The organism is Phenylobacterium deserti, from assembly GCF_003254705.1.
Classification (GTDB): Bacteria; Pseudomonadota; Alphaproteobacteria; order Caulobacterales; family Caulobacteraceae; genus Phenylobacterium; species Phenylobacterium deserti.
This window is the reverse complement of sequence record NZ_QFYR01000001.1, coordinates 1580980-1605267: the sequence shown is the minus strand read 5'-3', so window position 1 is coordinate 1605267 and position 24288 is coordinate 1580980. Positions and strand designations below refer to the sequence as shown.

The following is a 24288-nucleotide window of genomic DNA, read 5'->3' as shown; positions in this document are numbered from 1 at the left end:
GCCTTCCGATCGCCCATTTCCGATTGCAGAAGCCGCCGGCGCAGCGAGGCGCCATCCTTGCGTGGTCGCGTGCGAAACTGATACGAGCGGCGCCTTCGCCAGGAGAGGACATGGAAACCGCCACCCACATGTTGCGGACAGGACGGCGCGGGACGCTGTTCGAGTTCCACATGGCGCTGCGGGACCTGCGCGCCTCGGGCGACCGCCTTGGTCTGGCCTGGTCCCTGGCGTCCCACGACGTGGTTTCGCGTTATCGCGGCTCCATCCTGGGCCCCTTCTGGATCACCCTGTCCATGGGCCTGATGGTCCTGGGCATCGGCGTGGTCTACGCCAAGATCTTCGCCATTCCGATCAACGAATTCCTGCCGCTGATCGCGCTGGGCATCGTCTTCTTCGGCACGATCAGCGGGATGATCAACGAGGGTTGCGAGACCTTCGTCCACGCCGCCAAGATGCTGTCCCAGACCAGCCTGCCGATGTTCACCTTCGTCTGGCGGACGGTGCTGCGGAACCTGATCAACCTCATGCACCACCTGGTGATCGTGGTCGCCGTGCTGGTGATCTACGGCTATTGGCGCACCGCCGACGTGCCGATGTTCCTGATCGGGGCCGTGTTCCTGGTCCTGAACGCGTCCTGGATCAGCATGCTGGCCGGCATCGCTTCGGCCCGCTTCCGCGACATTCCGCAGGTCGTGACCTCGGTCATGCAGTTCGCGATGTTCGTGACGCCGGTGTTCTGGCCGGTGAACCGGCTTGGCAAGCACGTCGTGCTGGCGGCCAATCCGTTCTATCACATGCTCGAAGCCGTTCGCGCGCCGCTGATGGGCGGTCATGTGGCGTCGAGCAGTTACGTCGTTCTCACCCTGATGGCGCTGATCGGCTGGGGCGTGACCTTCAGCATCTTCGCCGTCACCCGTCGCCGGATCGTGCACTACCTATGATCAAGAAGGCGCCGCCCGTTTCGATCTCCTGCCGGGACCTGACCCTGCGTTTCCCGGTCTATGGGGTCGACGCGAAGTCCCTGAAGAAGAGCCTCGCCGCCGTGACGGTGGGCGGCCGCCTGGGCACTCACGCCCACGTGACCGAGGTCACGGCGCTGAACCATGTGAACCTCGAACTGAAGCCGGGCGACCGCCTGGGCCTCGTCGGCCACAATGGCTCCGGCAAGACGACGCTTCTGCGGGCGCTGTCCGGCGCCTACGAGCCGGACGAGGGCGCGATCGAGGTGCAGGGCCGCATCGCCGCCCTGCTGGACCTTTCCCTGGGCATCGATCCCTCGGCCACGGGCTTGGACAACATCCGGCTGCGCGGTCGCATCGCCGGCCTCAGCTCCCGCGAGATCGAAGCCCGGATGGACGAGATCGCCAGCTTCACGGGCTTGGGTCCGTTCCTGGCCATGCCGGTGAAGACCTATTCCGCCGGCATGCAGGCGCGCCTCGCCTTTGCCGCAGCAACGGCGGTGGAAGCCGACGTCCTGCTGATGGACGAGTGGATCGCGGTCGGCGACTCCGATTTCCAGAAGCTCGCTCACAAGCGCCTGCTGAAGCTCGTGGAACGGGCCGGCATCCTGGTGCTGGCCTCTCACGACACTGACCTGCTGCGGCTGTACTGCAACAAGGTCATGCGCCTGGAGGGCGGCGTGGCGTCGGCCGTGACCGACATCCGCAAGCTCGACGAGTTGATGGCCGCCTAAGGCCGGCGGACGGCCGCCAGCATGGCCGCCACCTTCGCATCGAACGCCTTGGGATCGCAGTCGTCCGCAATGCGGGCGAGCGCGCCGGCGCGCACCGCCGTCCAATGCACCGGGTCCGCGTAGAGGCGCTGAACGGCCGCCGCGAACTCCTCCGCCCCCTCGCCCACGGCCAGCGCCGCCCCTTCGGCCCAGCCGAGCTGGCGCGCCAGGAGCGGAGTGGCGGCCACGGGCAGCCCCGCCGCCGCCGCGGCATGCACCTTCATCGGCACGCCGGCCGCGAAACGGGTCGGGGCGATAAAGACCCGCGCCGCGTCATAGAGCGGCCGCAGGTCTCCGACGGGCCCAAGCAGCACCACCCGGTCGGACGCCAGCGCGCGCACGCTGGGGGCGCCCACGCGGCCTGCGACCCGCAGCTTCCAGGCGTCGCCGATCCGCGCATCCAGCCTCGGCATGACCTCCCGCACGAAGAACACCAGCGAGTCGGCGTTCGGGCCCTCGTCCTCGTCGAGCGCGCCGACGAACAAGAGGTCTCGGCGACCCGCGAAGTCGGCCGGCGTCGGGTCCGCCGTCACCGCATGTCCGACGACGTCCACTCTCGGGCAGCCAGCCTCCCGGAAGGCCTGCGCTTCCAGCTCGTTGACCGCGAACACCGCCCCAACGCCGGCCGCCAGCGCCACTTCCGCCTCCACCGCGCCAGCCGGCGGCCGCGCTTGGCGCAGGGCGAAGATCGCCTCGGCGTCGTAGATCACCTGTTCGGGTGAGATGAAGCCCGGGACCTGCGCCAGCGCCTTGCGGAAGGTCGCCATGTTGTGCGGCCGACTGACCAGCACGGCGTCGTAGTAGCCGGCCCGCTCACGCAGGAACTCGACCAGACCTTCGGCGCCGCGCTCCGCCGCAAACTCGACCTCAGGGGAGACCACCCGATAGGCGGTCTCGTAGTCCACGCCCGGCTGCACCAGCGGATAGAAGGTGGCGAACCAGCCTGCGCCGGAAGCAGCAGCCAGGATGTCACGTGCGCGCGGGTAGCCTGCGCCCAGGTGCGGGTACGGGACGCGGTCCTCGATCACCAGCACGCGCCCACGCTGCGCGCCGCGCATGCGCGCCAGCAGAGGCGGGGCGCCTAGCGCGGCGTGCTCAGCCTCCAGCGCCGGACCATGGCGCGCCACGAACACCTCGCGATGCGCTTGCTGAAGGGCGATAGCCGCCTCGGATCCGGTCGAGCTGCCGAACTCGAAATGCGAGACCAGCACGCGCGGCTCGAACCCCACCCGCAGGCCCGCCGCGCGGATGCGCATGCACAGGTCGGTCTCCTCGTAGTAGGCCGGCGCGAACGCCTCATCGAAGCCGCCCAGTCGGCGCCACACATCTCGCCGGATCATCAGGAAGGCGCCGGACGCGTAGTCCACGTCCCGGCGGAACTGAAATTCCGGGTCCCAGGGGTCCGCCCCGCGGCCGTATCCAGTGGCGGTTCCATCGCGCCAGATGATGCTTCCGGCCTCTTGCAGAACCCCGTCCAGCAGCTCGATGCGACCGCCGACGGCCGCCAGATCGGCCTCTTGCTCCAAGCGCCCGACCGCCGCGGCGATGGAGCCCGGCCACACTCGCGTGTCGTTGTTCAGCAGCAGGATGTGCCGCCCGCGCGCCAGCTCTGCGGCGGCGTTCACGCCTCGCACGAAATGCAGGTTGCTGGCGTTGCTAACGACTCGCGCACCGTCCAGCCGGCCGAGCAGCTCGGCGGTGCGATCAGACGACGCGTTGTCCGCGATGATCACCTCACAAGGCGTGTCGAGAGCGAACACCAGTGAGCGCAGGCAGGCGAAGGTCAGTTCGACCTGGTTGAACAGCACCAACACGATGGAGACGACGGGCTCGTCCGAGGTGGGCAGGGAAAGCCGCTCACCGCTCGCCAGGAAGTCATCGAGCTCCTGCCGGCATAGATTCTTGAACGCCGCTTTGGAGGGCGCGCCACCGTTGCGGGGCGGCCGGCCGGGCAGCAGCAAGGTGCGCCCATAGTCGGTGACCGCCCGTTCCAGCTGCCGAGGCAGGTCGGCGCGGAAGAACACCTCTTCCTCTGACGGGGTCGTTTCCTGCCCAGCCCTCGCCCAACGCAGGCCCGCCGCCTCGCAGGCGAAGAACACCAGTCGCCGCAGAGCCGCGTCCGAGGCGCTCGCTGCAAATGCGGTCAAGGGCTGCAGGGCTGCGCCGCGCGCCCAGAACATGCCACCCGCAGGCATGTCGATCGGGCTGTCGGCATAGAGCGCAAAGCCCAGGCGTTCTGCGATCGCCCGCGCTTCGGTATAGGCCTCACCCCAGGCCAGCTCGGCTCGCGCCGGCGCGGCCGTGCGCGGCGCCAGGAGGCCAAGCTGTGGCAGCTGTCGGAACGCTTCCAGCGCGCCGCGCACCACCGCGGGCGACCCTAGAAGGCTCGCCATGCACAGCTGGCGGACTGGCGCGCTTGAACCGGTGCGCAGCACCAGGACATGGTCGTATGCGGCCGCTTCTGGAAAGGCGGCCAAGGCCGCGGCCAGCCCGTGCCTCCCGCCAGCGCGCCGGATCTCGGCTGCGCCCTGCGTCCAAGCTTGCGTCTGGGCGACCACCGCGGCGCCCAGGTCGCTGCACACCAGCAGGTCCGCGCTCATATCCAGCTGGGACAGGGCGCTCCAGATCTCGTCCAGCCCGCCCTCGTCTTCAATGGTCAGCAGAACCGCCACCCGGCCGGCGTCCGGCTCACCTGGAACGTAGCCCAGCGGCAGGCGCAGGACCGGCTCTCCCACCGAGCCCGGAGCCTTGGGCCGGGGCGTCGCGTCTGGACCCGACAGCCGGTGCATGAGGCGGATCAGCGGGCGGCCCAATGTGCGCAGCACCGCGCGCGTCATCGGCCGGTCCAGAACAGCCCCGCGGACGCCGTACACCAGGCGCACCAGCAGTTGGACCGGGGTCGCGCGAGAGGCCGCGGCGGAAGGCATCAGGGCTTTGACCATGGCGGCGCTGGTCGGTCCAGCCCACCCGCAGCGGCGCCGTGGCATCCAAGATCGTCCACCGGCGTTCCGCAGCCTCATCAAGCACGGAGCGTCAAATGAGCATCCTCGGCTCGATCATGTCGAAGGTCTTCCACCGCGGAGGCGACAAGGCCGCCGCCCAGCCCGCACCAGCTCCGCGCCCGGCGGCCCCGGCGCCTGCTCCGGCTGCGCAGGCCGCGCCCGCCGCCGCGGCCGCGCCGGCCCAGCCATACCAGATGGACCAGGTGGACGTGGAAGCGGTGCTGAGCACCATGGCCGCGGACAACGGCCAGAACCTGGACTGGCGTCACTCCATCGTCGACTTGCTGAAGCTGCTGTCGATCGACTCCAGTCTGTCGGCTCGAAAGGAGCTCGCCGGCGAGCTCGGCTACACGGGTGACACCGGCGACTCCGCCAGCATGAACATCTGGCTGCACAAGCAGGTCATGAACAAGCTCGCTGAAAACGGCGGCATCGTTCCGGACTCGCTGCGCTAGGTCTGCTGGCGCCACTCGAGGAAGCCTTGCTTGGCCATCCAGGCAAGGCTCATCTCGACCAGGCGGCGGCGGTTGGGCGGGAAGCTGGCCAGCACCTCCCGCGGGGTCGCGGCCTTGGCCGCCGCGATCAGTTCGAAGGCCTGCGCGGCCTCCTCCAGATCGCCGCGCCACTGACCAAAGGCGCTGTCGAGACGGATCGCTCGGCTTCCCCGGACCTGTTCGACAGTGACGCCAGGACGGGCGCTCAGGCGCAGATCCAGGGACCACGTGTCCGTGGCGAAGCCGGCGAAGTCGCGGAAGGGATCGCCCTTGATCGGGTTCAGGCGATGCTGGGTGACGGGCTTCTGGGCCGCCTGACGAACCTGCGCCAGTTCGTCCGCCAGGGCGTTGATCTGCCCGACCACCACCGGCCAGTCGAAGGCGGTGCGCACCCGCTCGCGCCCAGCGGCGCCCATGCGACGGCGCAGCTCCGGCTCGCGGATCAGTCGGGCCAGAGCGTCGGCGCAAGCCGCGACATTGACTGCCGTGTGCTGGGCCACCGCCCCCACATAGGCCTGGTAGGCGTCCATCTCGATGACGTGACGCCCCGCCATGAACTCGCCCACGCCGTTGATCGGACCGCTCAACGTCGGGATCAGGAAGCCTTCCTGCCCGTCGCGCACCGTGAAGCGGTAGCCGTCCCAATCACTGACCACCACCGGCAGGCCCGCCGCCATGGCCTCGATCGGGGTGATGCCGAACGTCTCCTGGACGTTGTCGACCAGCGAGATGAAGACGTCGGACGCGGCCCACAGCTCACCCACCAGTCCGTGGTCGTTCCCGTCCAGGAAGCGTATGTCGACGCCAGGCGCCTGGGCTGCGGCCGCTTCCTGGTAAATGCCGCGATCGTTCTCGCTGGGGAACCAGCCCGCAAGGGCGAAGGTCACCTTGGCGCCCGTCGCCTCGGCCGCCTGCTGGGCGGCGCGGAACATGGGCTGGGGGAACGCCTTCTCGAAGTAGGACAGCCGTCCGACCCAGAGCAGCAACACACCGTCGTCGGCCACGCCCAGGCGCTGGCGCACGGCCTGCCGGACCTGCGGCCGGTCGGCGAGGCCGGCGAACCTTGCGCCGTCGACGCCTAGCGGAACGATCGGCAGCGAGGGTCCTTGCGGCGCGCTGCCGCCGGTGCGTTCGGCGAGCCAGTCGCCGTACTCGTCCATCATCTGCCGCACCGCCTGCTGCACCGAGGGGGAGGTGCAGATGATCGCGTCCCAAGCGTGGGTCGGCCCATGCAGGGCGTTGGCGATGGTCTGGCGGATCGCCGGGGGCCCCAGCGTATGAACCAGGCCCATCAGGCTGTAGGCCGTATCGCCCACCATTCGTCGGCGAAGCCAGGACAGCTCCAGGATATCGGCCGCCCCTCGCAGGAGCACGCCCGAGGCCGCGGGGACGGCCTGATCTGTAACAGCCCGCGCCATGAAACGGGTTGGCGAAGCGCCGTCGCCCACGAGATCGGTGCGCAGCACCTCGTCGGTGCTGGGCCGCAAGCTCAGCACGTCGAACTGCTCATAGCCGCCATGCAGGGCGAGCGAGCGGAACAGCTGGTGGTTGGCGACGTCCTTGCCGAAGGGGTTGTTCGGCAGGGCCACGCGCCCGCCAGGGGCGTAAACGGAGAAGCGGTTCGGCACGGCGCGGACCTTAACGATCCCAGCGGCGAAGTCACGCGACGGCCCCACTCGGCGATGCTAGGGCGGAGATCCAAAGGAGATCCTTGCCGATGCGCCTTCGCGTCCTCGCCGCAACCACCCTCGCCCTGGCCTGCACGGCCGCAGCCCCTGCGCCTGCGCCGGGCGCTCGCTTGCTGGACGACGTGCGCATCCTGTCGGCGGATGACATGCAGGGCCGCGAGGTCGGCGCTCCGGGAGGCGCCAAGGCCCGCAGCTACATCCTGGGCCGCATCCGCCAGATCGGAATGACCCCGGTGGGCGCAGGCTTCGAGCAGGCCTTCACCTTCCAGGAAGAGGGGCGGACCGTTCGCGGGGTGAACCTTGTCGCCAAGGTGGACGGCGCCGGACGCAGCGACCGCGTGCTGGTGGTCACCGCCCACTACGACCATGAGGGCGTCAAGAAGGGGGAGATCTACAACGGAGCCGACGACAACGCCTCAGGCGTTGCGGCGGCGCTCGCTCTCGCCGAGTCCCTGCGCCAGACCGCGCCCGAGCACACGGTGATCCTCGCCTTCCTCGACGGGGAAGAGGCCGGACTGCAAGGCGCGAAGGCGTTTGTCGCCGCTCCGCCCGTCCCGCTGTCGCGGATCGCAGCCGCCATCAACCTCGACATGGTGGGCCGCGGCGACAAGGGCGAGATCTTCGTGGCTGGCGCCACGCCCTACCCCTTCCTGCGCCCGCGCCTAGAGGCCTTGGCGGCTGCAGCCCCTGTGCGCCTCAAGCTGGGGCATGACGGCGCGCCGCCCTGGACCGGTCACGACGACTGGACCAAGCAGTCAGACCACTACGCCTTCCACCAGAAGGGCGTGCCCTGGATCTACTTCGGGGTCGAGGACCATCCCGACTACCACCGGCCCACCGACGACTTCGACAAGATCCCCCAGGCCTTCTTCAAGGGCGCGTCCGAGACGATCACGGCGGCCGCCCGCCTGTTCGACCGCGACCTCGACGCCATCGCGAGCGAGGCCGGCCGCGCCCGCTGATCCAGCAAGGCGCGCTTAGACACCGTCGCCGAAGCTGGTGATCTGCGGCCACGGTTGGTCGCCTGTGAAATAGCCCTGCGGCTTGCGGGACAACGCCACGTCGATGAAGCCGCTGCGGCGCGCGCCAAACGCCTCCAGCAGATCGGCGCGCAGCTCCAGGAAGTCGCAGCGCAGCGGCTCGCGCGGGACCACCCCGATCACGACGCGGTCAGCCCCGCCTTCCGGAACCGCGAAGCGATAGGCGTCCATGCCCTCCGGCTCCCCGAGCACCACCTGGAAGGCGTGGTGCGCGCCGTTGATCACCATATGCAGCTGGTCGGGCGCGGGGTCAGCGATCTGAGGCGCGGGATAACCGCCGGACATCTGGATGAAGCCGCCCAGGACCTTGACCGCACCGGCCAAGGGTCCGCTGGCGACGCTCGGCTCCTCAGGCGCCGCCTCGGCGGGCGCGCCTTCGGCCAACCAGGCTTCATCGACGTTCAGCAGCTTCGCCAACGCCCCGATCTTGTTCGCGCGCGGCCGCGCCACGCCCGTGAACCACTTGCTGACGGTCTCCACGCTGACGTTGGTGTCGAAGCGTTCGACGAGTTGGCTGCGCACCCAAGCCTGGCGGCCACGATTGTATGCCGGCACGTGAGCGTTGCGGTCGCACGCCTTTTGCAGGCGCAGGGCGAACGGCCGGTCGCGAAGGACGCGCTCGCGGCGCAGGCTTGCCGCAGCGTCCGTTTCCGGCGCGGTTTGCAGGAATGTCTCCGGCCGAGGGCCGCCCGACGTGATCATTGCACCGCCTTCGGCTTGAGGCGCGAGTTCTCCGCTGACCGGCGAGCGCATCTGGGCGCGTCGAACCGGTCAACCAGGCCCGATTCTAGGGCACGCCCCCTGACGGGGCGTAAATGGCGCAAGCTTGCTGCGCCTCAACACCAAGCGCAGTCGCTCACCCACCCGACCGGCGGCCGACAAATTTCGATGTGGGGAAGAGAAATGGCGCGCCCGGAACGATTCGAACGTCCGACCCTCAGATTCGTAGTCTGATGCTCTATCCAGCTGAGCTACGGGCGCGCACTGCCTTGCGGCAAGGGCGCGGAACCTAGTCGGGGAGTTTGGAAAGCGCAAGCGGGTCCGGCGAGGTTTTTTCAACTTCATCCACAGGCCCGTTGCGCCCCTATGGAATCGGCACCCCCGCCGCCGCGCCCAGGCCCCTCAGGATCGAGCGTCCAGGGCTGCGGTTCGGAGGCTGCGGCTGCCCGCGTGGCGCAGGGCCTGCCTCCTCGGCGGCCATGCCCGGCATCGCCATGCCCAGCATCCCGCCGGTGGACGAGCGGTAGCGCACCTTGACCTGCCACTCACGGTTCCAGGCCGCCTTCGGGTCCGACGGTCTGGGCGGATAGATGAAGTTCGCCTCGTCGCCATAGGCGTTCAGCTGCACCAGACCCGCGCCGCCGGCGGCTTCCACCACTTCGCGCGGCACCTGGCACTGGGTGGTCTGGGGACTGAGCAGGGCCCGGCTGCCCACCAGCCGGGTCAGGTCCGACGGGGAGATGTAGTCGGGCATGGAAAAGGCGGACGCCTGCACCTCCGACGAGCTCCACAGCACCACCGTCTCGTCGCGGCCGCCGCCGATCACCGTCGCCAGATAGGCGCGGGCGTTCGGCACGGCGTTCCAGCCGAGCTGCACCGACCCAGCCGGCGTCCGGGCGTTGGTGGCCAGGTTGATCGGGCCAAGGAAGTCCTGCGCGCCGTTCAGGGCGAAGCGGATCTCGGGGCTGTAGGTGGCCTTGACCACATGTTCGCCGAACAACGAGCCGGTGGGCGTGGAGGCTGCACGGGTTCGCGCGTTCGGCCACTCGCCGTAGGTGGTGCTGCGGCCAGGGGCCGGCGGCTGCATGGGGGTCACCCCCAGGCCGCGCGTGATCGCCTCCAGGCCCGCCGGGATCTTGCCCCCCTGCAGCTGGGAGAAGTCGATGGCGACCGGCTGCCCGCTGCGGGCGCGCTCGCCGCAGCCCCAGAAGATCAGCATGCGCCCACGCGGCTTCTGCCACTCGCGAGGGACGTCGGGGGTCTCATCCACCTTCTGCACCGGCTGGGCGGTGGGGGTCACCAGCGGCAGGCTCTGGCCGAGCCCCAGCGACGCGGGCGGCAGGTGCTCGCCGGTCGGGGCCCCGGTCGGCTGCCGGCTTGAGCCGAGCTGCAGGGTCAGGGTGCGCGACACGCTGTTTCCGCGCATGCCCATCATCGCGCCCATCATGCCCATGGCGGATGGCCGAGACGCGCCGCCGCCCATCCCGGGCAGGCCAAAGCCGGTCTGTGTCTGTGCGCTGACCCAGTAGGTGGCGACCGGCCCCGTCACCTTCTGCGCCGGCTGAGCGCCCGCCACGCCAGCCACGGAGATCACCCCCGCCGTTACGGCGAGCCTGCGGACCGTCCCCATGCCAACCTCCCTCAGATAACGCTGGTCACTGTACCAGCAGGCGCGAGGGGCTCCTAGGGCTTCAGGGCGCTCCAGCAGGCGACATCCGACCCGGGCCAGGCCGAGGCCTCGTAGACGCCCCGGGCCACGGCGCGCGCCAGGGTGTCCGCCGCCAGCGCGCCCAGCCGGGCGAGGCTGAAGGCGGCAGGCTCGGGCAAGGGCTGGCGCGCCGTCGAAAGGGCGAACACCACGTCGCCGTCGAAGGGCGCATGGACCGGCCGGATGGCGCGCGCCATCCCGTCCTGCGCCATGATGGCCACCCGCTTCGCCTGGGCGGGCGTCAGGGCCACATCCGTCGCCACGCAGGCGATGGTGGTGTTGCGCGGCTCAGCCGCTGTCTTGGCGAGCCCCCATGCGTCTGGAGCGGCCGCCAGCCCGTGAGCGCCCAGGCCGCCGAACTCCGACCCGATCTCATAGGGCGCGGCCCAGAAGGTGCGGCCGCCAGGGGCCACGACCGAGCCCCAGCAGTTCACCGCCACGATGGCCCCGACCGTCAGGCCGTCGGCGCTGACGACGGACGCGGACCCCACGCCGCCCTTGAGCCCCCCGGCCATCGCGCCATAGCCCGCGCCAGCGGTTCCCAGCCGGAAGGCCTCGCCTGCCGACAGTACGGCCTCGCGTCCCAGGTCGCGATAGGGCGGCTCCCCTCCCCACTGCTTGTCGCCGCCATTGGCCAGGTCGAACAGGATCGCGGCGGGGACCACCGGCGAGTGCGGAAACGAAGCCCCCGGCGCCACCTCGAAGCCGCGCCCCTGGGCGCCCAGCCAGGCTGTCACCCCGTCCGCCGCCGCCAGGCCGTAGACCGACCCGCCCGACAGGACTACGGCGTCGACCGCGTCGACCAGGTTCTCCGGCGCCAGGGCGTCGGTTTCCCGCGTTCCGGGCCCGCCGCCCCGCACGTCGCAGGCGCAGACCGCGCGCTCATCGGGCAGGACCACGGTCACGCCCGTGCGAACGAGCTCCGCCTGCGCCTGCCCCACCTTCAACCCGGGCACATCGGTGATCAGGTTTCGGGCGCCGGGGCGCACTTGGTACGGTTCAGGTTCCATATGCGGTCTCCGTGACGCCCTCGGCGTTGGTTGTGCAGCGCACGCCCACTATGGTGCGGCCACCAACAGTGGAGCGTCTCCTCTCGTGTTTTCCAACTCGCGTACCGTGGCCGCCCTGGCCATCGCCGGCCTGCTCGCCGCCTGCTCCAGCGTCCCGCAGCAGACCCCGCCGCCGATCGCCGCAGCGCCCTCCGCCCCAGCCGCCTCCGCGGGTCCGAAGGCGATGGTGGCGGCCGCCAACCCCATGGCGGTGGAGGCCGGGCTGAACGTCCTGCGCCGCGGCGGCAGCGCGGTGGACGCCGCGGTGGCCGTCCAGGCCGTGCTTGGCCTGGTGGAGCCGCAGAGCTCGGGGCTGGGCGGCGGCGCCTTCATGACCTTCTACGACTCCAAGACCCGCCGGGTGACCGCCTACAACGGCCGCGAGACCGCGCCGGCGGGCGCTTCGCCGGAGATGTTCCTGGGCCCGAACGGCCGTCCGCTGGACATGCGGACCGCCATCCTCAGCGGACGCTCCACCGGCGTACCAGGGGCCGTGGCCATGCTGTCGCTGGCGCAGAGCCAGCATGGCAAGCTTCCCTGGAACACCCTGTTCACCGACGCCGAACGGCTGGCCGACGAAGGCTTCGTCGTGCCGCAGCGCATGGGCGCGGCCGCCAACGGCTCCTCGCCCCAAGCCCGGTCGCCGGACGCCACCGCCTATTTCACCAAGCCGGACGGGACCCGCATCAAGGCAGGCGAGACCTTCCGCAATCCAGCCTACGCGGCCACGGTCCGCAAGATCGCCGCCGAGGGCCCGAAAGCGATCCTCGAGGGCTCGGTGGCCCAAGCCATTGTCGCCAAGCTGCAGGAAGGTCCGCTTCCCGGCTCTATGACCCTGGCGGACCTGAAGAGCTACAAGCCCAAGGCCACGCCGGGTCTTTGCCGTCCCTATCGCATCTACGTGGTCTGCACGCCGCCGGCGCCCTCGGGCGGCCCTGCGGTTCTGGAAGGCCTCGGCATCCTGGAGCGTACGGACATCGGATCGCATCCGAACGATGCGCAGGGCTGGTACCTGTTCTCGCAGGCCAGCCGCCTGATGTACGCCGACCGCGACCGCTACATCGCCGACCCGGATTTCGTGCAGGTGCCGCAGGATGGTCTGCTCGAGCCGGCCTACCTGGACCAGCGCGCCGCCCTGATCGGGGCCACGGCGGGTCCGGCGCCCGCGCCCGGCAGGCCGCGAGGCGCGCCGGCCAGGGGCGTCGACCGCACGGCCGAGCCGGCGGGCACCACCCACTTCGTGATCGTCGACAACGATGGCGATGTGGTCTCCATGACCACCACGGTGGAGAGCATCTTCGGCTCGGGTCGGATGGTCGCCGGCTTCTTCCTGAACAACCAGCTCACCGACTTCTCTCTGTCGCCCGCTGACCCAGACGGCGCACCGGCGGCGAACGCCGTGGCCCCCGGAAAGCGGCCGCGCTCGTCCATGGCGCCGGCCATCGTGCTGGACCGCCAGGGCCGGTTCGTTGCGGCGGTCGGCTCGCCCGGCGGCCCAGCCATCCTGGCCTATAACCTCAAGGCGCTGGTCGCGATGCTCGACTGGAAGATGCCCGTGCAGGACGCCATCAGCCTGCCGAACCTGATCTCGCGCGGCGAGCAGTACGGGGCCGAGGTCGACAAGTTCTCGCCGGAGCTGACCCAGGCGCTGGCCGCCAAAGGCGTGGTGCTGGCGCGCAGCGTCAGCGCCGAAGGCTCGGGGCTGCATGGGATCGAGGTGACGCCGCAGGGCCTGCGCGGCGCGGCCGACCCGCGGCGCGAAGGCGTGGCCCGCGCGCCTTAAGCCTGCGATCTGGCCGAACGCCCGCGCGCGCCGGCCTTTACGGGCGCGCCCGGCAACCGGATCTCGAACACCGCGCCCGACGGTCCGCTGTCAGCGAGCGAGAGATCCCCGCCATGGCCCTGCGCCAGCTCGCGGGCGATCGCCAGGCCCAGGCCCGCGCCGTCCGGTCGGCTGGATCCGGAGAACGGCAGGAACAGCCGGTCGCGCGCCCGCTCCGGCACGCCCGGTCCATTGTCCGCCACGTGGATCAGCGAGACGTTCTCCGCCTGGGTCAGGCTGACCCGGATGCGCCCAGGCTCCTTGCGGCCTTCCTGCGCCTCGATCACCTGCCGCGCGTTGCGCAGGAGGTTCGCCAGGATCCGATGCAGCTGGTCGGGATCAGCCAGCACCTGGTCGGTGCGCCCCACTTCGCAGACCAGCCGGACGCCCTCGTCCGACAGCCGCGCCTCTTCGGCGGCGGCCTCCAGGATGTCAACCAGACGGACGGGCTTGGGATCCGGCGGCGGCTCCTGGCTCTTGCCGTAGGCCAGCACGCCTGACGCCAGCTTCACAGCACGATCCAGAGCCCGTTCCAGGCGCGGCAGGGCCTGGGTGACCTTGGGGTCCTTCAGCGCGGCCAGCCTCTCGGAGGCGATCTGGGCGCTGGTCAGCATGTTCCGCAGGTCGTGGTTGATCTTGGCCACGGCCTCGCCCAGCGCGGCCAAACGGGCGCGCGAGTTCAGCGCCACCCGAAGGTCCGCCTGCATGCGGTCGAGCTCAGCTTCCGCGCGGCCGATTTCGTCGCGACGGCCGGAGATTTCGATCCGCGCCTCCGGATCATCGGGATCGGCCCGGAAGCGCTCCATGGAGCGGGTGATCCGCTGCATGGGCCGCACCAGGAAGAGGTTCAGGGTCAGGTAGACCAGCAGCCCGGCCATGGTGGACACGAACGCCACAATCAGCACCAGCCGCCACAGATAGCCGGCGAGGACTCGACGAAGCTCGGTGTCCGGCGCCACGAACTCGATGAAATCCGCCTGCCGGAAACGCGGCTCAGCCATCACCCGCATGCGACGACCTTCCGGCCCGAAGAGGGTGCGGAACGGCGCGAAGACGCCAAGCCCCGGCGCCCGGTCGCGCAGGTCCACGAGGTAGGGCGCCTGTTGCGGGGTTCGCGGGCCGGAGAACACCAGCGAACGAATACCGTCCTGGGAGATGGCCACGATCTCCACGCCGGCCCCGCGCAGCAACTCGGTCTTCAGCTGTTCGCTGACCACGCGGTCGGGCGCGACTTCAGGCGCCAGCGAGGCGAGTTCGGCAGCCCGCACGCGGTCCAGCAGCCACTGCCGTTCATAAGCGGCGAGCGCCGCCGGCAGCGCCAACGAACCGCCCAGGGCGACGAATAGAATTGTGAGGATCAGCAGACGCGCCGAAAGGCCGCCCGGCCAAAAGAAGCGTCGCCGGGAAAGCCGGGGCTGGTCCTGCGGCGTTGCGGCGTCCGCCATGAGCAACCCGTTAATCCAGCCCGGCCGCTTCGGCAACGCGGGTGAGGTTATAGCCCAGCGCTTCCTGAAGCTTGTCTATCTCGCGCCCACCGCTTGCGTGACACTTGCAAAGCCATCCGCCCGCAGACGTTCGGCGAGCTCCCGCTTGATGCGCGTGACCAGTCCGGGCCCTTCGAACACCAGGGCGGAATAGAGCTGAACCGCCGAGGCGCCGGCCCGGATCTTGGCGTAGGCGTCCGCGCCCGAGCCGATCCCGCCGACGCCGATCAGCGCCACCCGGCCGGCTGCGGCGGCGGCGAACTCGGCAAGCACGCGCGTCGACATCTCCGTCAGCGGCGTCCCCGAAAGGCCGCCGGTCTCGTCCCGGAACCGCGAGCCGAGCGCCGGCCGCGAGATCGTGGTGTTGGAGACGATGATCCCCGAGAGGCCGTGAGCGACCACCGTCTCGGTGATCGCCTCCACCTCCCCGCTCTCCAGGTCCGGCGCCACCTTCAGGAACATGGGCGCGCGCCCCTGCGCCGGCAGGGCGTCCCGCGCCTCTGCCAGACGGCCCAGAAGCTCTTCCAGCGCCGCCCGGGTCTGCAGCGCCCGTAGGCCGGGCGTGTTGGGCGAGGAGATGTTGATGGTGAAGTAGGACGCCTGGCCCCACAGGCGCGTCAGCCCCGTCACGTAGTCGCCGATCCGATCCTCGGCGTCCTTGTTGGCCCCGATGTTGGCTCCGACGACTCCCGGCCCGCGGCGCGCCAGTCGCGCGGCGAAGGTCTCCAGCCCATCGTTGTTGAAGCCCATGCGGTTGATCACCGCCCGGTCCTCCGTGAGCCGGAAAAGCCGCGGGCGCGGATTGCCCGCCTGGGGCTTGGGCGTAACGGTGCCGCATTCCACGAAGCCGAAGCCGGCGCGCAGCATCGGCCCGAACACCTCGGCGTTCTTGTCGAACCCGGCGCCGAGGCCCACCACGTTGGGCAGCTTCAAGCCCGCGACCTCGGTCGCGAGGATCGGATCGTCGGCCGCCGAACTGGGCCCGAGCCCAGCCTTCAGGGCGCGAATGGCGAGGCGGTGGGCGTCTTCCGGATCCTGGGTTCGCAGGGCGGCGGTGGCGAGGCCGTGCAGCAGGCTCAAGCGAGGTCTCCGATCTGGGGAACGCCGTCGGGTCCAAGCGGCGCTTCGGTGACGCCGCAGACGTCCGAGGTCAGCAATGGCCCGTAGAGGTGCGGGAACAGGTCGCCGCCCCGCGAGGGCTCCCAGCGAAGCGTCTCCCCCAGCCGGTCGCCTTCCACTTCCAGCACGATGAGGTCCCCGACGCCGGCGAAATGCCGCCGGGCGGTTTCGCCGGCCTGCGAGCCCGTGGAGAAATGAATGAACCCGTCCGCCAGATCGATGGCCGACCCGTTGAAGGCGCCAGCCGCCTGGGCTGCGGTCCACTCGCTGCGCGGCAGGATCTTATAAATGCGGCTCACGCCCAGCGCTCCGGAAGCAGAAGGTCCTCCGCCTGCGGGCGGCCGTCCGGTCCGATGGCGAACAGGGCGACGGCGGCGGTCGGGAAGTTGCGTTGCGCCTTGCTGAACAGCGCCGGATCGGCGCCGCCTTCCAGCATCAGGCGCAGGGTCAGTTCGTGCAGGCCCGGATTATGGCCGACCACCATGACCGCCTTGCGATCGGCGCCCGCCGCTTCGGCGATCCGGCGGATGGCGGCCGATTCGGCGAGGTAGAGGTCGTCTTCGAACCGCACCTCGGCCTGCGGAAAGGCGGCGGCCAGCGCGTCCCAGGTCTCGCGAGTGCGTTCCGCCGCCGAGACCAGCACGAGATCGACCGCTACGCCCTGCGCCGCAAGGCGCTCGCCCATTTCCGCAGCCTCGCTCTGGCCGCGCGGCTGAAGGCGCCGATCGAAATCGTCGCCGCTGAAAGAGTCCGGTTCGGCCTTGCCGTGCCGGAACAGGATCAACCGGTCCATGAATGCTCCGCCTTCGCGCGGGACGTCATAGCCGCAGGTGTCTGCGCTGCGAAGCCATTGACACTGAAAGAGGTTGGCGGTCCAAGGCCAGCATGACCGCTCCGGCGACCGCCACTCCAGCCATCGAGGTCAACGGCGGGACCTACCGGTTTCCGGCTGGCAAGGGACTGCGCCTGGATTCGGGCGCGACGCTTGAGCCGCTGGAGATCGCCTACAAGACTTATGGCCGCCTGAACGAAGACCGCTCCAACGCGGTGCTGGTGTGCCACGCCCTGACCGGCGACCAGCATCTGGCCTCGCCGCACCCTGCCACCGGCAAGCCCGGGTGGTGGAGCCGTTTCGTGGGCCCCGGACTTCCGCTCGATACGGATCGCTACTTCGTCATCTGCTCCAACGTGGTGGGCGGATGCATGGGCTCCACCGGCCCTTCCTCGACCAACCCGAAGACGGGCGCGCCCTACGCGCTGTCGTTCCCGGTCATCACCATCGCCGACATGGTCCGCGCCCAGGCCATGCTGGTCGGGGCGCTCGGCATCGAGAAGCTGTTCGCCGTCGTGGGCGGATCCATGGGCGGCATGCAGGTGCTTCAGTGGGCGGCGGACTTTCCCGAGCGGATGTTCAGCGCCGTGTGCATGGCGGCGGCGCCGCGTCACTCGGCCCAGAACATCGCCTTCCACGAAGTGGGCCGCCAGGCGGTGATGGCCGATCCGGACTGGCGCGGCGGCGACTACGAGCGGCACGGCGTCAGCCCGTCCAAGGGCCTGGCGGTCGCCCGCATGGCTGCGCACATCACCTACCTGTCGGAAGTCGCCCTGCAGCGGAAGTTCGGCCGCGAGCTGCAGCGCGACGGCCTGTCCTGGGGCTTCGACGCCGACTTCCAGGTGGAAAGCTACCTGCGCCACCAGGGCGCCAGCTTCGTCGATCGCTTCGACGCAAACACCTACCTCTACATCACTCGGGCCCTGGACTACTTCGACCTCGCCTCCCAGCACGGCGGGGTGCTGGCGCAGGCGTTCCGGCGCGCGCGGGACGTGCGCTTCTGCGTGCTCTCATTCTCCTCGGACTGGCTCTACTCCACCGCGGAAAGCCGGGACATCGTGCGCGCCCTGAACGCCGCCGGCTGCCGGGCCAGCTTCGTTGAGATCGAGACGGACAAGGGCCACGACGCCTTCTTCCTTGATGAGCCGGAGCTGGACCGCACCCTTCGCGGCTTCCTGGGCTCTGCGGCTCAGGCGCGAGGCCTGCCGTGATCGCCACCACCCGCGAGGACTTCCGCGAGATCCTGCGCCTGGTGCGTCCCGGCGCGCGCGTGCTCGACGTGGGCTGCGGCGAGGGCGAGCTGCTGGAGCTGCTCACCCGCGAAAAGAGCGTGGACGGCCAGGGCCTGGAGATCAGCCCGGCGGGCGTCGCCGCCTGCCTGGCCCGCGGCCTGGCCGTGGTGCAGGGCGACGGCGACCGCGACCTGGACCACTTCCCGACCCGGTCCTTCGACTACGCCATCCTGTCCAAGACCCTGCAGCAGATGCGCGAGCCCAAGCACGTGCTGTCGGAGCTGCTGCGCATCGCCGACCAGGCGGTGGTCTCGGTGCCCAACTTCGGACACTGGCGGGTTCGCGCCTCGCTGATGGTGACGGGACGCATGCCGGAGACCCGGGCCCTGCCGGACCCCTGGTACTCCACGCCCAACATCCACCTCTGCACCCTGAAGGACTTCGTCGATCTCTGCCGCGAGCTCGACCTGCGGATCGACGCCTGCGCGGCGCTGGTAACCGGCAAGTCCGCCCGGCCGATCGACCCGACCAAGCCGCTGGAGAACTGGCGCTCGGAAACCGCCCTGTTTCTCCTCAGCCGGCGGACGGAGGAGCGCGCAGGCGCGGTGCCGACGGACCTGTTCGGCGAAGTGGCTCTGCCCGCCGCCGAGCCGGAAGCGCCGAAGCGCCGTCGCCGCCGCGCCTAGCCGGTGATCGCGGCGGCGCCCATGTCGCCGGTGCGGATGCGCAGCGCCTGTTCAAGGTCCAGCACGAACACCTTGCCGTCGCCGATCTTGCCGCTGTTGGCCGTGCGGGTGATCGCTTCCACCACCGCGTCGGCCACATCCGTCGGCACGGCGATCTCCAGTTTCACTTTCGGCAGCAGCTTGATTTCGTATTCGGCGCCTCGATAGACCTCGGTCTTGCCCCGCTGGCGACCATACCCCCGCACCTCGGTGACGGTCAGGCCGGAGGCTCCGGCTTCCGTCACGGCGTCCAGCACCGCGTCCAGGCGGCTGGGTTTGATGACCGCGATGATCATCTTCATGGGCGCAAGTCTCCGGTACTGAGCAACAAATCCTAAGTCAGGCTAGGGCTTCCGCTTCGCGCCTCCAAGTGGCGCCACGAGCACAGGTTCGGGACGTCGTGACGCGGGCGCCGCTCCCGGCGCGGGCGCCAGCACCGGACGTGCAACCCGGGCGCGCACGCGCACGCCCTTGGGTTTCACCGCAAAGCTCTGCTTCACCGCTTCCATGAGCAGCACGCCTGCAAAGCCCGGCCAGATGCGCGAGCCCACCTGCTCGAACCCCTCGGCCCAGCCCGACATCCAGCCGAGCGGCGGGACATAAAGGGCGCGGGTCCAACCCGACGGCTCCAGCTCGGCTTCGCGCAGCAGCTCGGCCAGCTGCCCGCGGCTGTAGGGGCGGCCATGGCCGAAGGGCGTCTTCTCCGCGTCGGCCCACATGCCGTTGCGCGCCGCCACCGCCACGATCACCCGGCCGGAGGGCGCCAGCACGCGCCAGACCTCCCGCAGGAAGCCGACGGGGTCGGAGCACTCCTCGATGGCGTGGGCCAGCAGGATGCGGTCGAACAGGGCGTTGGTGAACGGAAAGGCGTCTTCCGCAACCAGGGTGGTCAGGTTGCGGCCGTCGGCGGGCCAGACCTCCACGCCCTGGCTGGCCGGCATGGCGGCCACGACCCGCCGCGCCGAAGAGGTCAGGTGACTGACGAAAGGGGTGGCGTAGCCCAGGGCCAGAACGTCCAGCCCGTGCGCATCGCCCCAGGCCTCCACGACCTTGCGCTTGACCATGGCGCGGGCTGCCCGGCCAAGGTCAGACGCGTAGAATTGGCGGAGCTCCAGAACGTCCCTGCGCATGCGTATGGCGGCTTTGCTCGACTATAAGCGGGCGGCAACCTAAATCGGTTCGCGGGGCCTTGTCGCGTCCGCAGGAGGATCGCCGTGCCGCTGACGGTTCATCAGTTTCCCTGTCTCTCCGACAACTACGGCTTCCTTGTGCGCGACGAGGCGAGCGGACTTGCCGCCTGCGTCGATACCCCGGAATCCGGAGCCATCCTGCGCGAGCTGAAGAAGCTCGGCTGGAAGCTGTCGCTGATCCTGAACACCCACTGGCATCCCGACCACGCCGGCGGCAACGCCGACATTGTCGCGGCCACGGGCGCCCAGGTCGTGGGTCCGGCCGAGGTGACCCGCATCGCCAGCCTGGATCGCGAGGTGCGCGGCGGCGACGAGGTGCTGCTGGGCGAGACCCGATTCCAGGTGCTGGAAAGCGGCGGCCACACCCTGGGGCACATCGCCTACTACGACGCGGACGACCGGATCGCCTTTGTGGGCGACACCCTTTTCGCCATGGGCTGCGGTCGCATCTTCGAAGGCACGGCCGAGCAGATGTGGAGCAGCCTGCAACGCATCGCCGCCCTGCCCGACGACACGCAGGTCTTCTGCGCCCACGAGTACACCGCCTCCAACGCACGCTTCGCCTTGTCGGTGGACGATGACCCTGCGGTCGCGGCGCGGGCCGAGGCCGTGTTCGCGGCGCGCGATCGTGGAGAGGCGACGGTGCCGACCACCGTCGGGCTCGAGAAAGCTACCAATCCGTTCCTGCGGGCGCCGAAGCTAGCTCCGCGCGTCGGCGTAACCAACGGCTCGGACGTGGACGCCTTTGCGGCGGTGCGCGCCGCCAAGGACACCTTCCGGGGCTGACCGCCTCAGCGGCGGTTCGCAGCCACCGTGACGATGCGTTCGGACGACGGGCGGCCCGCCATGCCTTGACCGGGCGCCACCGTGATCACCAGCGTCTCGTGCTGCATCTGAACGGAGGCCCTGCGCCCTTCGGTCAGGAACACCCGGCGCAGCCGCAGAAGCAGCGTACGCCCTTCCGCGCGGCTGGAGATCCGCACGATGGCCAGGCTGGCCACCGTCGCCGCATCGGCGATCAGGGCCGACGAGTTCGGGTTGGCTTCGGCGTCGAACAGGATTCCGTGGCGCGCGGCCCGGCTCGCCCGCGCGCTGGCCTGCGCCAGCCGGTCGAACAGTTCCTGCGGCCCCAGCTGCGACAGTCGCAGGGGCGATCCCTGCCCCGCCAGGGCGGCGGCCGATCCGCTCGGCCGCGTCGCCGTGAAGACGGTGATGCCGCCCAGCCGCGTGGCGCGCAGCACCGGCTCGCCCAGGTCGTTCTTGTAGATGACGTCGCCACGCGGCCCTGGCTGGGCCTGCAGGGCCCATATCTCAGGACTGTTCTCGAACTTCAGAAGCGGCCGCCCCTGGCTGCGGTCCAGCACGAACTGCTGCCCGTCCTCCGCGACGAAGCGCGCCACGGGCGGAACCGTGAACTGGCGCCCGTCCGTGGGCCGGTCGAACAGACGGATGCCTTGCTGGGCCGCGGCAGGCGAGGCGAAAGCCGCCGCGGCGAGGGCCGCAGCTGCGAACATCGCCCGAAAATGCGCCGGAGGCTCGTCCGTCATGACCCGCAAGGGGATGCCGCTGGACTGGGGCGCTTTTTGGACGCCCCAGAGGCGCTCAGCCGACCATGTACTGGCCGCCGTTGAGCGCCAGCGTAGCGCCGGTCACATAGCCGGCCCGTTCGCCGGCGAGGAAGGCCACCATGTCGGCGATCTCCTCACCATGCCCCAGGCGTCCGACGGGGATCTGACCGATGATGCTTTCCAGCACCTTCTCCGGCACCGCCTGCACCATCTCGGTGTCGATGTAGCCCGGCGCGATGCAGTTCACGGTGATGCCCTTGCGAGCGTTTTCCAGGGCCAGCGCCTTGGTGAAGCCGATCATGCCGGCCTTGGCCGCGGAGTAGTTGGTCTGCCCGACCTGGCCCTTCTGGCCGTTGATCGACGAGATGTTGATGATCCGCCCGAAGCTGCGCTCGCGCATGCCGTCGATCACCTGGCGGGTCATGTTGAACAGGCTGTCCATGTTGACCCGGATGACCTCACCCCACTGCTCGGGCGTCATCCGGTGGAAGACGCCGTCGCGCGTGATGCCGGCGTTGTTCACCAGCACGTCGATCGGGCCGAGCTCGGCCTCGACGGCCTGAACCGCCCGCTGGCAGTCCTCGAAGACGCCGACGTTGCCCTTGATCACCATGACGTCGAGCTCGCGGGCGCAGGCCTCGGCGGCTGCGTCGTTGCCGGAGTAGCCCGCGGCCACCTTCATGCCGTCGGCCTTCAGCCGCTCGACGATCGCCTTGCCGATGCCGCGGGTCCCGCCCGTGACCAGAGCCACTCTCGCCATCGTCTTCCTCCCTAAAGAACGCCGGTGTGTCCGGCGCTGGTGGACGGCGCCGCTTTCAGCGGTCTCGCCGTCCTATTCGGTGATTGCAACGTTCGCCGGCGGACAGGCCGCCGATCAGACCTTTTCCACGCACATGGCGACGCCCATCCCGCCGCCGACGCAAAGCGTGGCCAGACCCTTGGCGGCGCCGGAACGCTTCATCTCGTGCAGTAGGGTGGTCAGGATGCGCGCACCCGACGCACCGATCGGGTGCCCGATCGCGATGGCGCCGCCGTTGACGTTCACCTTCTCCGGATCGAGGCCGAGGTCGCGCACCACGCAAAGCGATTGCGCCGCGAAGGCCTCGTTGGATTCCACGAGGTCGAGATCGCCGACGCTCCAGCCGGCCTTTTCCAGCGCCTTGCGGCTGGCGGGAATCGGGCCCGTGCCCATGATCTCCGGCTCGACCCCGGCGTTGGCGTAGGAAACGATGCGGGCCAGCGGCTTCAGCCCCCGCTTGGCGGCCTCGTCGGCGCTCATCAGCACCAGCGCGGCGGCGCCGTCATTGATGCCGGAGGCGTTGGCGGCGGTGACCGAGCCTTCCTTGTTGAAAGCCGGGCGCAGGCCCGAGATGCCGTCGATCGTCACGCCGTGGCGGATGTACTCGTCCTGGTCGACCACCGTGTCGCCCTTGCGGCCCTTGATGGTCACCGGGGTGATCTCGTCGGCGAACTTGCCGGCCTTCTGGGCGGCCTCGGCGCGGTTCTGCGAGGCGACGGCGAAGCGGTCCTGGTCCTCGCGGGTGATCTGCCAACGGGCGGCGATGTTCTCCGCCGTCTGGCCCATGTGATAGCCGTGGAAGGCGTCCCACAGCCCGTCCTTGATCATGGTGTCGGTGAAGGACAGGTCGCCCATCTTCTGGCCGTTGCGCAGCTGGGCGGCATGGGGCGACTGGCTCATGCTTTCCTGACCGCCGGCGACCACGACATTGGCCGCGCCGTCCTTGATCTGCTGGGCGGCGAGCGCCACGGCCCGCAGGCCCGAGCCGCAGAGCTGGTTCAGGCTCCACGCCGGCGCTTCCACCGGGATGCCGGCGTTCACCGCGGCCTGACGGGCCGGGCCCTGGCCGGCGCCGGCCTGCAGCACCTGGCCCATGATCACTTCCTCGACGTCGGCGGCCGAGATGCCGGCCCGCTCCACCGCGGCCTGGATCGCCACCTTGCCGAGTTCATGCGCAGGCAGCGAGGACAGCGCGCCATTGAACGAGCCCACGGGCGTGCGGACGGCGGAGACGATGACGACGTCGGTCATGGCGGATCCTTGATGCGATTTCGGCGGTATCTGCATCTATCCGGAACGGCGGGCGGTGAAGCAAGCGCCAGCGGCAACTTCTGGAACATTTGCCATTGCGCTCGCATCCGCGATACTGCGCTGCGAAGCCGGACGGGCGCATCCCGCAGCCGGCCCGACAAGAGGAAACGGGGATGGCCGAGACCCAGGACAGCGGCGGAGCGCCGGGCGAGCGCGTCGTCATCAAGAAGTACGCCAACCGGCGTCTCTACAACACCGCCTCCTCTTCCTACGTCACCCTCGAACATCTGGCCGAGATGGTGAAGCAGGGCGTCGACTTCGTGGTCTACGACGCCAAGACCAACGAGGACATCACCCGCACCGTCCTGACCCAGATCATCTTCGAAGAAGAGAGCCAGGGTCAGAGCCTGCTGCCGATCCAGTTTCTCCGACAGCTGATCAGCTTCTACGGCAACTCCATGCAGGCTTTCCTGCCGAGCTATCTGGAGCTGTCGCTGGCGACGTTCGCGCAGCAGCAGGAGCGGATGCGCAACCAGTTTTCCAACCTGGGCCAGAGCGCCGGCATGGCCGGCGGCATCGGCGCCTATGACGAGCAGATCCGCCAGAACCTGGCGCTGTTCGACCGGGCCATGAAGATGTTCTCGCCCTTCGCCTACAGCGCGCCTCAGCCCGGACGTGCGGACGAGCCCGCGCCGGCCGCCAAGGCCGAGCCGGCGGCGCCGGCCGCCGACGACGCCCTGGCGGACCTGCGCAAGCGCATGGAGGAGATGCAGGCGCAGATCGAGAAGCTGGCGTCCAAGGGCTGAGGCGCGCGAAGGTTCTCCTTAACCTCG

At 69.8% G+C, this 24288-nt stretch carries 23 protein-coding genes and 1 tRNA gene; 9 read left to right on the top strand and 15 right to left on the bottom strand.

Going from position 1 to position 24288, the window contains the following annotated elements; all coding sequences use genetic code 11:
- Positions 1–110: 110 nt before the first annotated feature.
- On the top strand, positions 111–941 hold the full coding sequence (locus DJ018_RS08115; RefSeq protein ID WP_165842829.1) for an ABC transporter permease: 831 nt from the start codon (positions 111–113) through the stop codon (positions 939–941).
- Positions 938–1693 (top strand): ABC transporter ATP-binding protein, encoded by a 756-nt coding sequence (locus tag DJ018_RS08110; RefSeq protein ID WP_111514311.1) that lies wholly within the window; start codon positions 938–940, stop codon positions 1691–1693. The genes DJ018_RS08115 and DJ018_RS08110 overlap by 4 nt, the downstream gene beginning before the upstream one ends.
- On the opposite strand, the gene DJ018_RS08105 is transcribed toward DJ018_RS08110, so the two are convergent.
- Positions 1690–4674, bottom strand: coding sequence for a glycosyltransferase (locus DJ018_RS08105; RefSeq protein ID WP_165842828.1), 2985 nt, complete (start codon positions 4672–4674; stop codon positions 1690–1692). The genes DJ018_RS08110 and DJ018_RS08105 overlap by 4 nt on opposite strands.
- Positions 4675–4769: 95 nt before the next feature.
- Here DJ018_RS08105 and DJ018_RS08100 point away from each other — a divergent pair, with 95 nt between their 5' ends.
- Positions 4770–5189 (top strand): DUF3597 domain-containing protein, encoded by a 420-nt coding sequence (locus DJ018_RS08100; protein ID WP_111514309.1) that lies wholly within the window; start codon positions 4770–4772, stop codon positions 5187–5189.
- Here the strand turns inward: DJ018_RS08100 and DJ018_RS08095 are convergent.
- Positions 5186–6904, bottom strand: a complete 1719-nt coding sequence (locus DJ018_RS08095; RefSeq protein WP_205853725.1) for a glycosyltransferase family 4 protein — start codon at positions 6902–6904, stop codon at positions 5186–5188. The two genes, DJ018_RS08100 and DJ018_RS08095, sit on opposite strands and share 4 nt — an antisense overlap.
- Before the next feature lie 41 nt (positions 6905–6945).
- On the opposite strand from DJ018_RS08095, the gene DJ018_RS08090 reads away from it, so the two are divergent.
- Positions 6946–7878, top strand: coding sequence for a M20/M25/M40 family metallo-hydrolase (locus DJ018_RS08090; RefSeq protein WP_111514308.1), 933 nt, complete (start codon positions 6946–6948; stop codon positions 7876–7878).
- 15 nt (positions 7879–7893) lie between these two features.
- On the opposite strand, the gene DJ018_RS08085 is transcribed toward DJ018_RS08090, so the two are convergent.
- The 4 genes from DJ018_RS08085 to DJ018_RS08070 all read right to left on the bottom strand — a co-directional run bounded on the left by DJ018_RS08085 (position 7894) and on the right by DJ018_RS08070 (position 11394).
- Positions 7894–8658, bottom strand: a complete 765-nt coding sequence (locus tag DJ018_RS08085) for a helix-turn-helix domain-containing protein (RefSeq protein WP_165842827.1) — start codon at positions 8656–8658, stop codon at positions 7894–7896.
- A gap of 202 nt (positions 8659–8860) precedes the next feature.
- Positions 8861–8937: transfer RNA gene (locus DJ018_RS08080), tRNA-Arg, on the bottom strand.
- Between the two features lie 103 nt (positions 8938–9040).
- Positions 9041–10306, bottom strand: coding sequence for a hypothetical protein (locus tag DJ018_RS08075; protein WP_111514306.1), 1266 nt, complete (start codon positions 10304–10306; stop codon positions 9041–9043).
- 53 nt (positions 10307–10359) lie between these two features.
- Positions 10360–11394, bottom strand: coding sequence for a P1 family peptidase (locus DJ018_RS08070; RefSeq protein ID WP_111514305.1), 1035 nt, complete (start codon positions 11392–11394; stop codon positions 10360–10362).
- Between the two features lie 85 nt (positions 11395–11479).
- On the opposite strand from DJ018_RS08070, the gene ggt reads away from it, so the two are divergent.
- On the top strand, positions 11480–13216 hold the full coding sequence (gene ggt, locus DJ018_RS08065; protein ID WP_165842826.1) for a gamma-glutamyltransferase: 1737 nt from the start codon (positions 11480–11482) through the stop codon (positions 13214–13216).
- Here ggt and DJ018_RS08060 read toward each other — a convergent pair.
- The 4 genes from DJ018_RS08060 to DJ018_RS08045 all read right to left on the bottom strand — a co-directional run bounded on the left by DJ018_RS08060 (position 13213) and on the right by DJ018_RS08045 (position 16651).
- Complete coding sequence (locus DJ018_RS08060) at positions 13213–14700, bottom strand: sensor histidine kinase (RefSeq protein WP_111514304.1); 1488 nt, start codon at positions 14698–14700, stop codon at positions 13213–13215. The genes ggt and DJ018_RS08060 overlap by 4 nt on opposite strands.
- A 75-nt stretch (positions 14701–14775) precedes the next feature.
- Positions 14776–15813, bottom strand: a complete 1038-nt coding sequence (locus DJ018_RS08055) for a quinone-dependent dihydroorotate dehydrogenase (protein ID WP_111514736.1) — start codon at positions 15811–15813, stop codon at positions 14776–14778.
- Positions 15814–15815: 2 nt separating this feature from the next.
- Complete coding sequence (locus tag DJ018_RS08050; protein ID WP_111514303.1) at positions 15816–16157, bottom strand: DUF952 domain-containing protein; 342 nt, start codon at positions 16155–16157, stop codon at positions 15816–15818.
- Positions 16154–16651, bottom strand: coding sequence for a SixA phosphatase family protein (locus tag DJ018_RS08045; RefSeq protein WP_111514302.1), 498 nt, complete (start codon positions 16649–16651; stop codon positions 16154–16156). The genes DJ018_RS08050 and DJ018_RS08045 overlap by 4 nt, the downstream gene beginning before the upstream one ends.
- Positions 16652–16743: 92 nt before the next feature.
- Here DJ018_RS08045 and metX point away from each other — a divergent pair, with 92 nt between their 5' ends.
- Together metX and metW are read left to right on the top strand one after the other, a co-directional pair.
- Positions 16744–17901, top strand: coding sequence for a homoserine O-acetyltransferase MetX (gene metX, locus DJ018_RS08040; protein WP_111514301.1), 1158 nt, complete (start codon positions 16744–16746; stop codon positions 17899–17901).
- Positions 17898–18608 carry a methionine biosynthesis protein MetW gene (metW, locus tag DJ018_RS08035; protein WP_111514300.1) on the top strand — a complete coding sequence of 237 codons (711 nt, stop codon included), beginning with the start codon at positions 17898–17900 and terminating at the stop codon, positions 18606–18608. The genes metX and metW overlap by 4 nt, the downstream gene beginning before the upstream one ends.
- On the opposite strand, the gene DJ018_RS08030 is transcribed toward metW, so the two are convergent.
- Both DJ018_RS08030 and DJ018_RS08025 read right to left on the bottom strand, forming a co-directional pair.
- Entirely contained in the window at positions 18605–18949 is a 345-nt protein-coding gene (locus tag DJ018_RS08030) for a P-II family nitrogen regulator (RefSeq protein WP_111514299.1), read from the bottom strand. The two genes, metW and DJ018_RS08030, sit on opposite strands and share 4 nt — an antisense overlap.
- A gap of 42 nt (positions 18950–18991) precedes the next feature.
- Positions 18992–19777 (bottom strand): class I SAM-dependent methyltransferase, encoded by a 786-nt coding sequence (locus DJ018_RS08025; RefSeq protein ID WP_111514298.1) that lies wholly within the window; start codon positions 19775–19777, stop codon positions 18992–18994.
- An 84-nt stretch (positions 19778–19861) separates the two neighbouring features.
- On the opposite strand from DJ018_RS08025, the gene gloB reads away from it, so the two are divergent.
- A complete protein-coding gene (gloB, locus tag DJ018_RS08020; protein WP_111514297.1) occupies positions 19862–20623 on the top strand; it encodes a hydroxyacylglutathione hydrolase in 762 nt (253 codons plus the stop codon).
- A gap of 5 nt (positions 20624–20628) precedes the next feature.
- Here gloB and DJ018_RS08015 read toward each other — a convergent pair whose 3' ends face one another.
- The 3 genes from DJ018_RS08015 to DJ018_RS08005 all read right to left on the bottom strand — a co-directional run bounded on the left by DJ018_RS08015 (position 20629) and on the right by DJ018_RS08005 (position 23455).
- Positions 20629–21384 (bottom strand): DUF4908 domain-containing protein, encoded by a 756-nt coding sequence (locus DJ018_RS08015; RefSeq protein ID WP_111514296.1) that lies wholly within the window; start codon positions 21382–21384, stop codon positions 20629–20631.
- 55 nt (positions 21385–21439) lie between these two features.
- Complete coding sequence (gene phbB / locus DJ018_RS08010) at positions 21440–22165, bottom strand: beta-ketoacyl-ACP reductase (RefSeq protein WP_111514295.1); 726 nt, start codon at positions 22163–22165, stop codon at positions 21440–21442.
- Between the two features lie 114 nt (positions 22166–22279).
- Complete coding sequence (locus DJ018_RS08005) at positions 22280–23455, bottom strand: acetyl-CoA C-acetyltransferase (RefSeq protein WP_111514294.1); 1176 nt, start codon at positions 23453–23455, stop codon at positions 22280–22282.
- A gap of 173 nt (positions 23456–23628) precedes the next feature.
- Between DJ018_RS08005 and phaR the strand changes: the two genes are divergently transcribed.
- The gene (gene phaR, locus DJ018_RS08000) at positions 23629–24261 is read left to right on the top strand and encodes a polyhydroxyalkanoate synthesis repressor PhaR (protein WP_111514293.1); all 633 of its coding nucleotides are present in this window, start codon (positions 23629–23631) and stop codon (positions 24259–24261) included.
- Positions 24262–24288 lie beyond the last annotated feature (27 nt).

Excerpts from the sequence above, each read along its gene's own strand:
- DJ018_RS08115 (WP_165842829.1), top strand. The coding sequence starts at position 111 with ATGGAAACCGCCACCCACATGTTGCGGACAGGACGGCGCGGGACGCTG.
- DJ018_RS08110 (WP_111514311.1), top strand. The coding sequence starts at position 938 with ATGATCAAGAAGGCGCCGCCCGTTTCGATCTCCTGCCGGGACCTGACC.
- DJ018_RS08105 (WP_165842828.1), bottom strand. The coding sequence starts at position 4,674 with ATGGTCAAAGCCCTGATGCCTTCCGCCGCGGCCTCTCGCGCGACCCCG.
- DJ018_RS08100 (WP_111514309.1), top strand. The coding sequence starts at position 4,770 with ATGAGCATCCTCGGCTCGATCATGTCGAAGGTCTTCCACCGCGGAGGC.
- DJ018_RS08090 (WP_111514308.1), top strand. The coding sequence starts at position 6,946 with ATGCGCCTTCGCGTCCTCGCCGCAACCACCCTCGCCCTGGCCTGCACG.
- DJ018_RS08085 (WP_165842827.1), bottom strand. The coding sequence starts at position 8,658 with ATGATCACGTCGGGCGGCCCTCGGCCGGAGACATTCCTGCAAACCGCG.
- DJ018_RS08075 (WP_111514306.1), bottom strand. The coding sequence starts at position 10,306 with ATGGGGACGGTCCGCAGGCTCGCCGTAACGGCGGGGGTGATCTCCGTG.
- DJ018_RS08070 (WP_111514305.1), bottom strand. The coding sequence starts at position 11,394 with ATGGAACCTGAACCGTACCAAGTGCGCCCCGGCGCCCGAAACCTGATC.
- DJ018_RS08060 (WP_111514304.1), bottom strand. The coding sequence starts at position 14,700 with ATGGCGGACGCCGCAACGCCGCAGGACCAGCCCCGGCTTTCCCGGCGA.
- DJ018_RS08045 (WP_111514302.1), bottom strand. The coding sequence starts at position 16,651 with ATGGACCGGTTGATCCTGTTCCGGCACGGCAAGGCCGAACCGGACTCT.
- metX (WP_111514301.1), top strand. The coding sequence starts at position 16,744 with ATGACCGCTCCGGCGACCGCCACTCCAGCCATCGAGGTCAACGGCGGG.
- DJ018_RS08030 (WP_111514299.1), bottom strand. The coding sequence starts at position 18,949 with ATGAAGATGATCATCGCGGTCATCAAACCCAGCCGCCTGGACGCGGTG.
- DJ018_RS08025 (WP_111514298.1), bottom strand. The coding sequence starts at position 19,777 with ATGCGCAGGGACGTTCTGGAGCTCCGCCAATTCTACGCGTCTGACCTT.
- DJ018_RS08015 (WP_111514296.1), bottom strand. The coding sequence starts at position 21,384 with ATGACGGACGAGCCTCCGGCGCATTTTCGGGCGATGTTCGCAGCTGCG.
- phbB (WP_111514295.1), bottom strand. The coding sequence starts at position 22,165 with ATGGCGAGAGTGGCTCTGGTCACGGGCGGGACCCGCGGCATCGGCAAG.
- DJ018_RS08005 (WP_111514294.1), bottom strand. The coding sequence starts at position 23,455 with ATGACCGACGTCGTCATCGTCTCCGCCGTCCGCACGCCCGTGGGCTCG.
- phaR (WP_111514293.1), top strand. The coding sequence starts at position 23,629 with ATGGCCGAGACCCAGGACAGCGGCGGAGCGCCGGGCGAGCGCGTCGTC.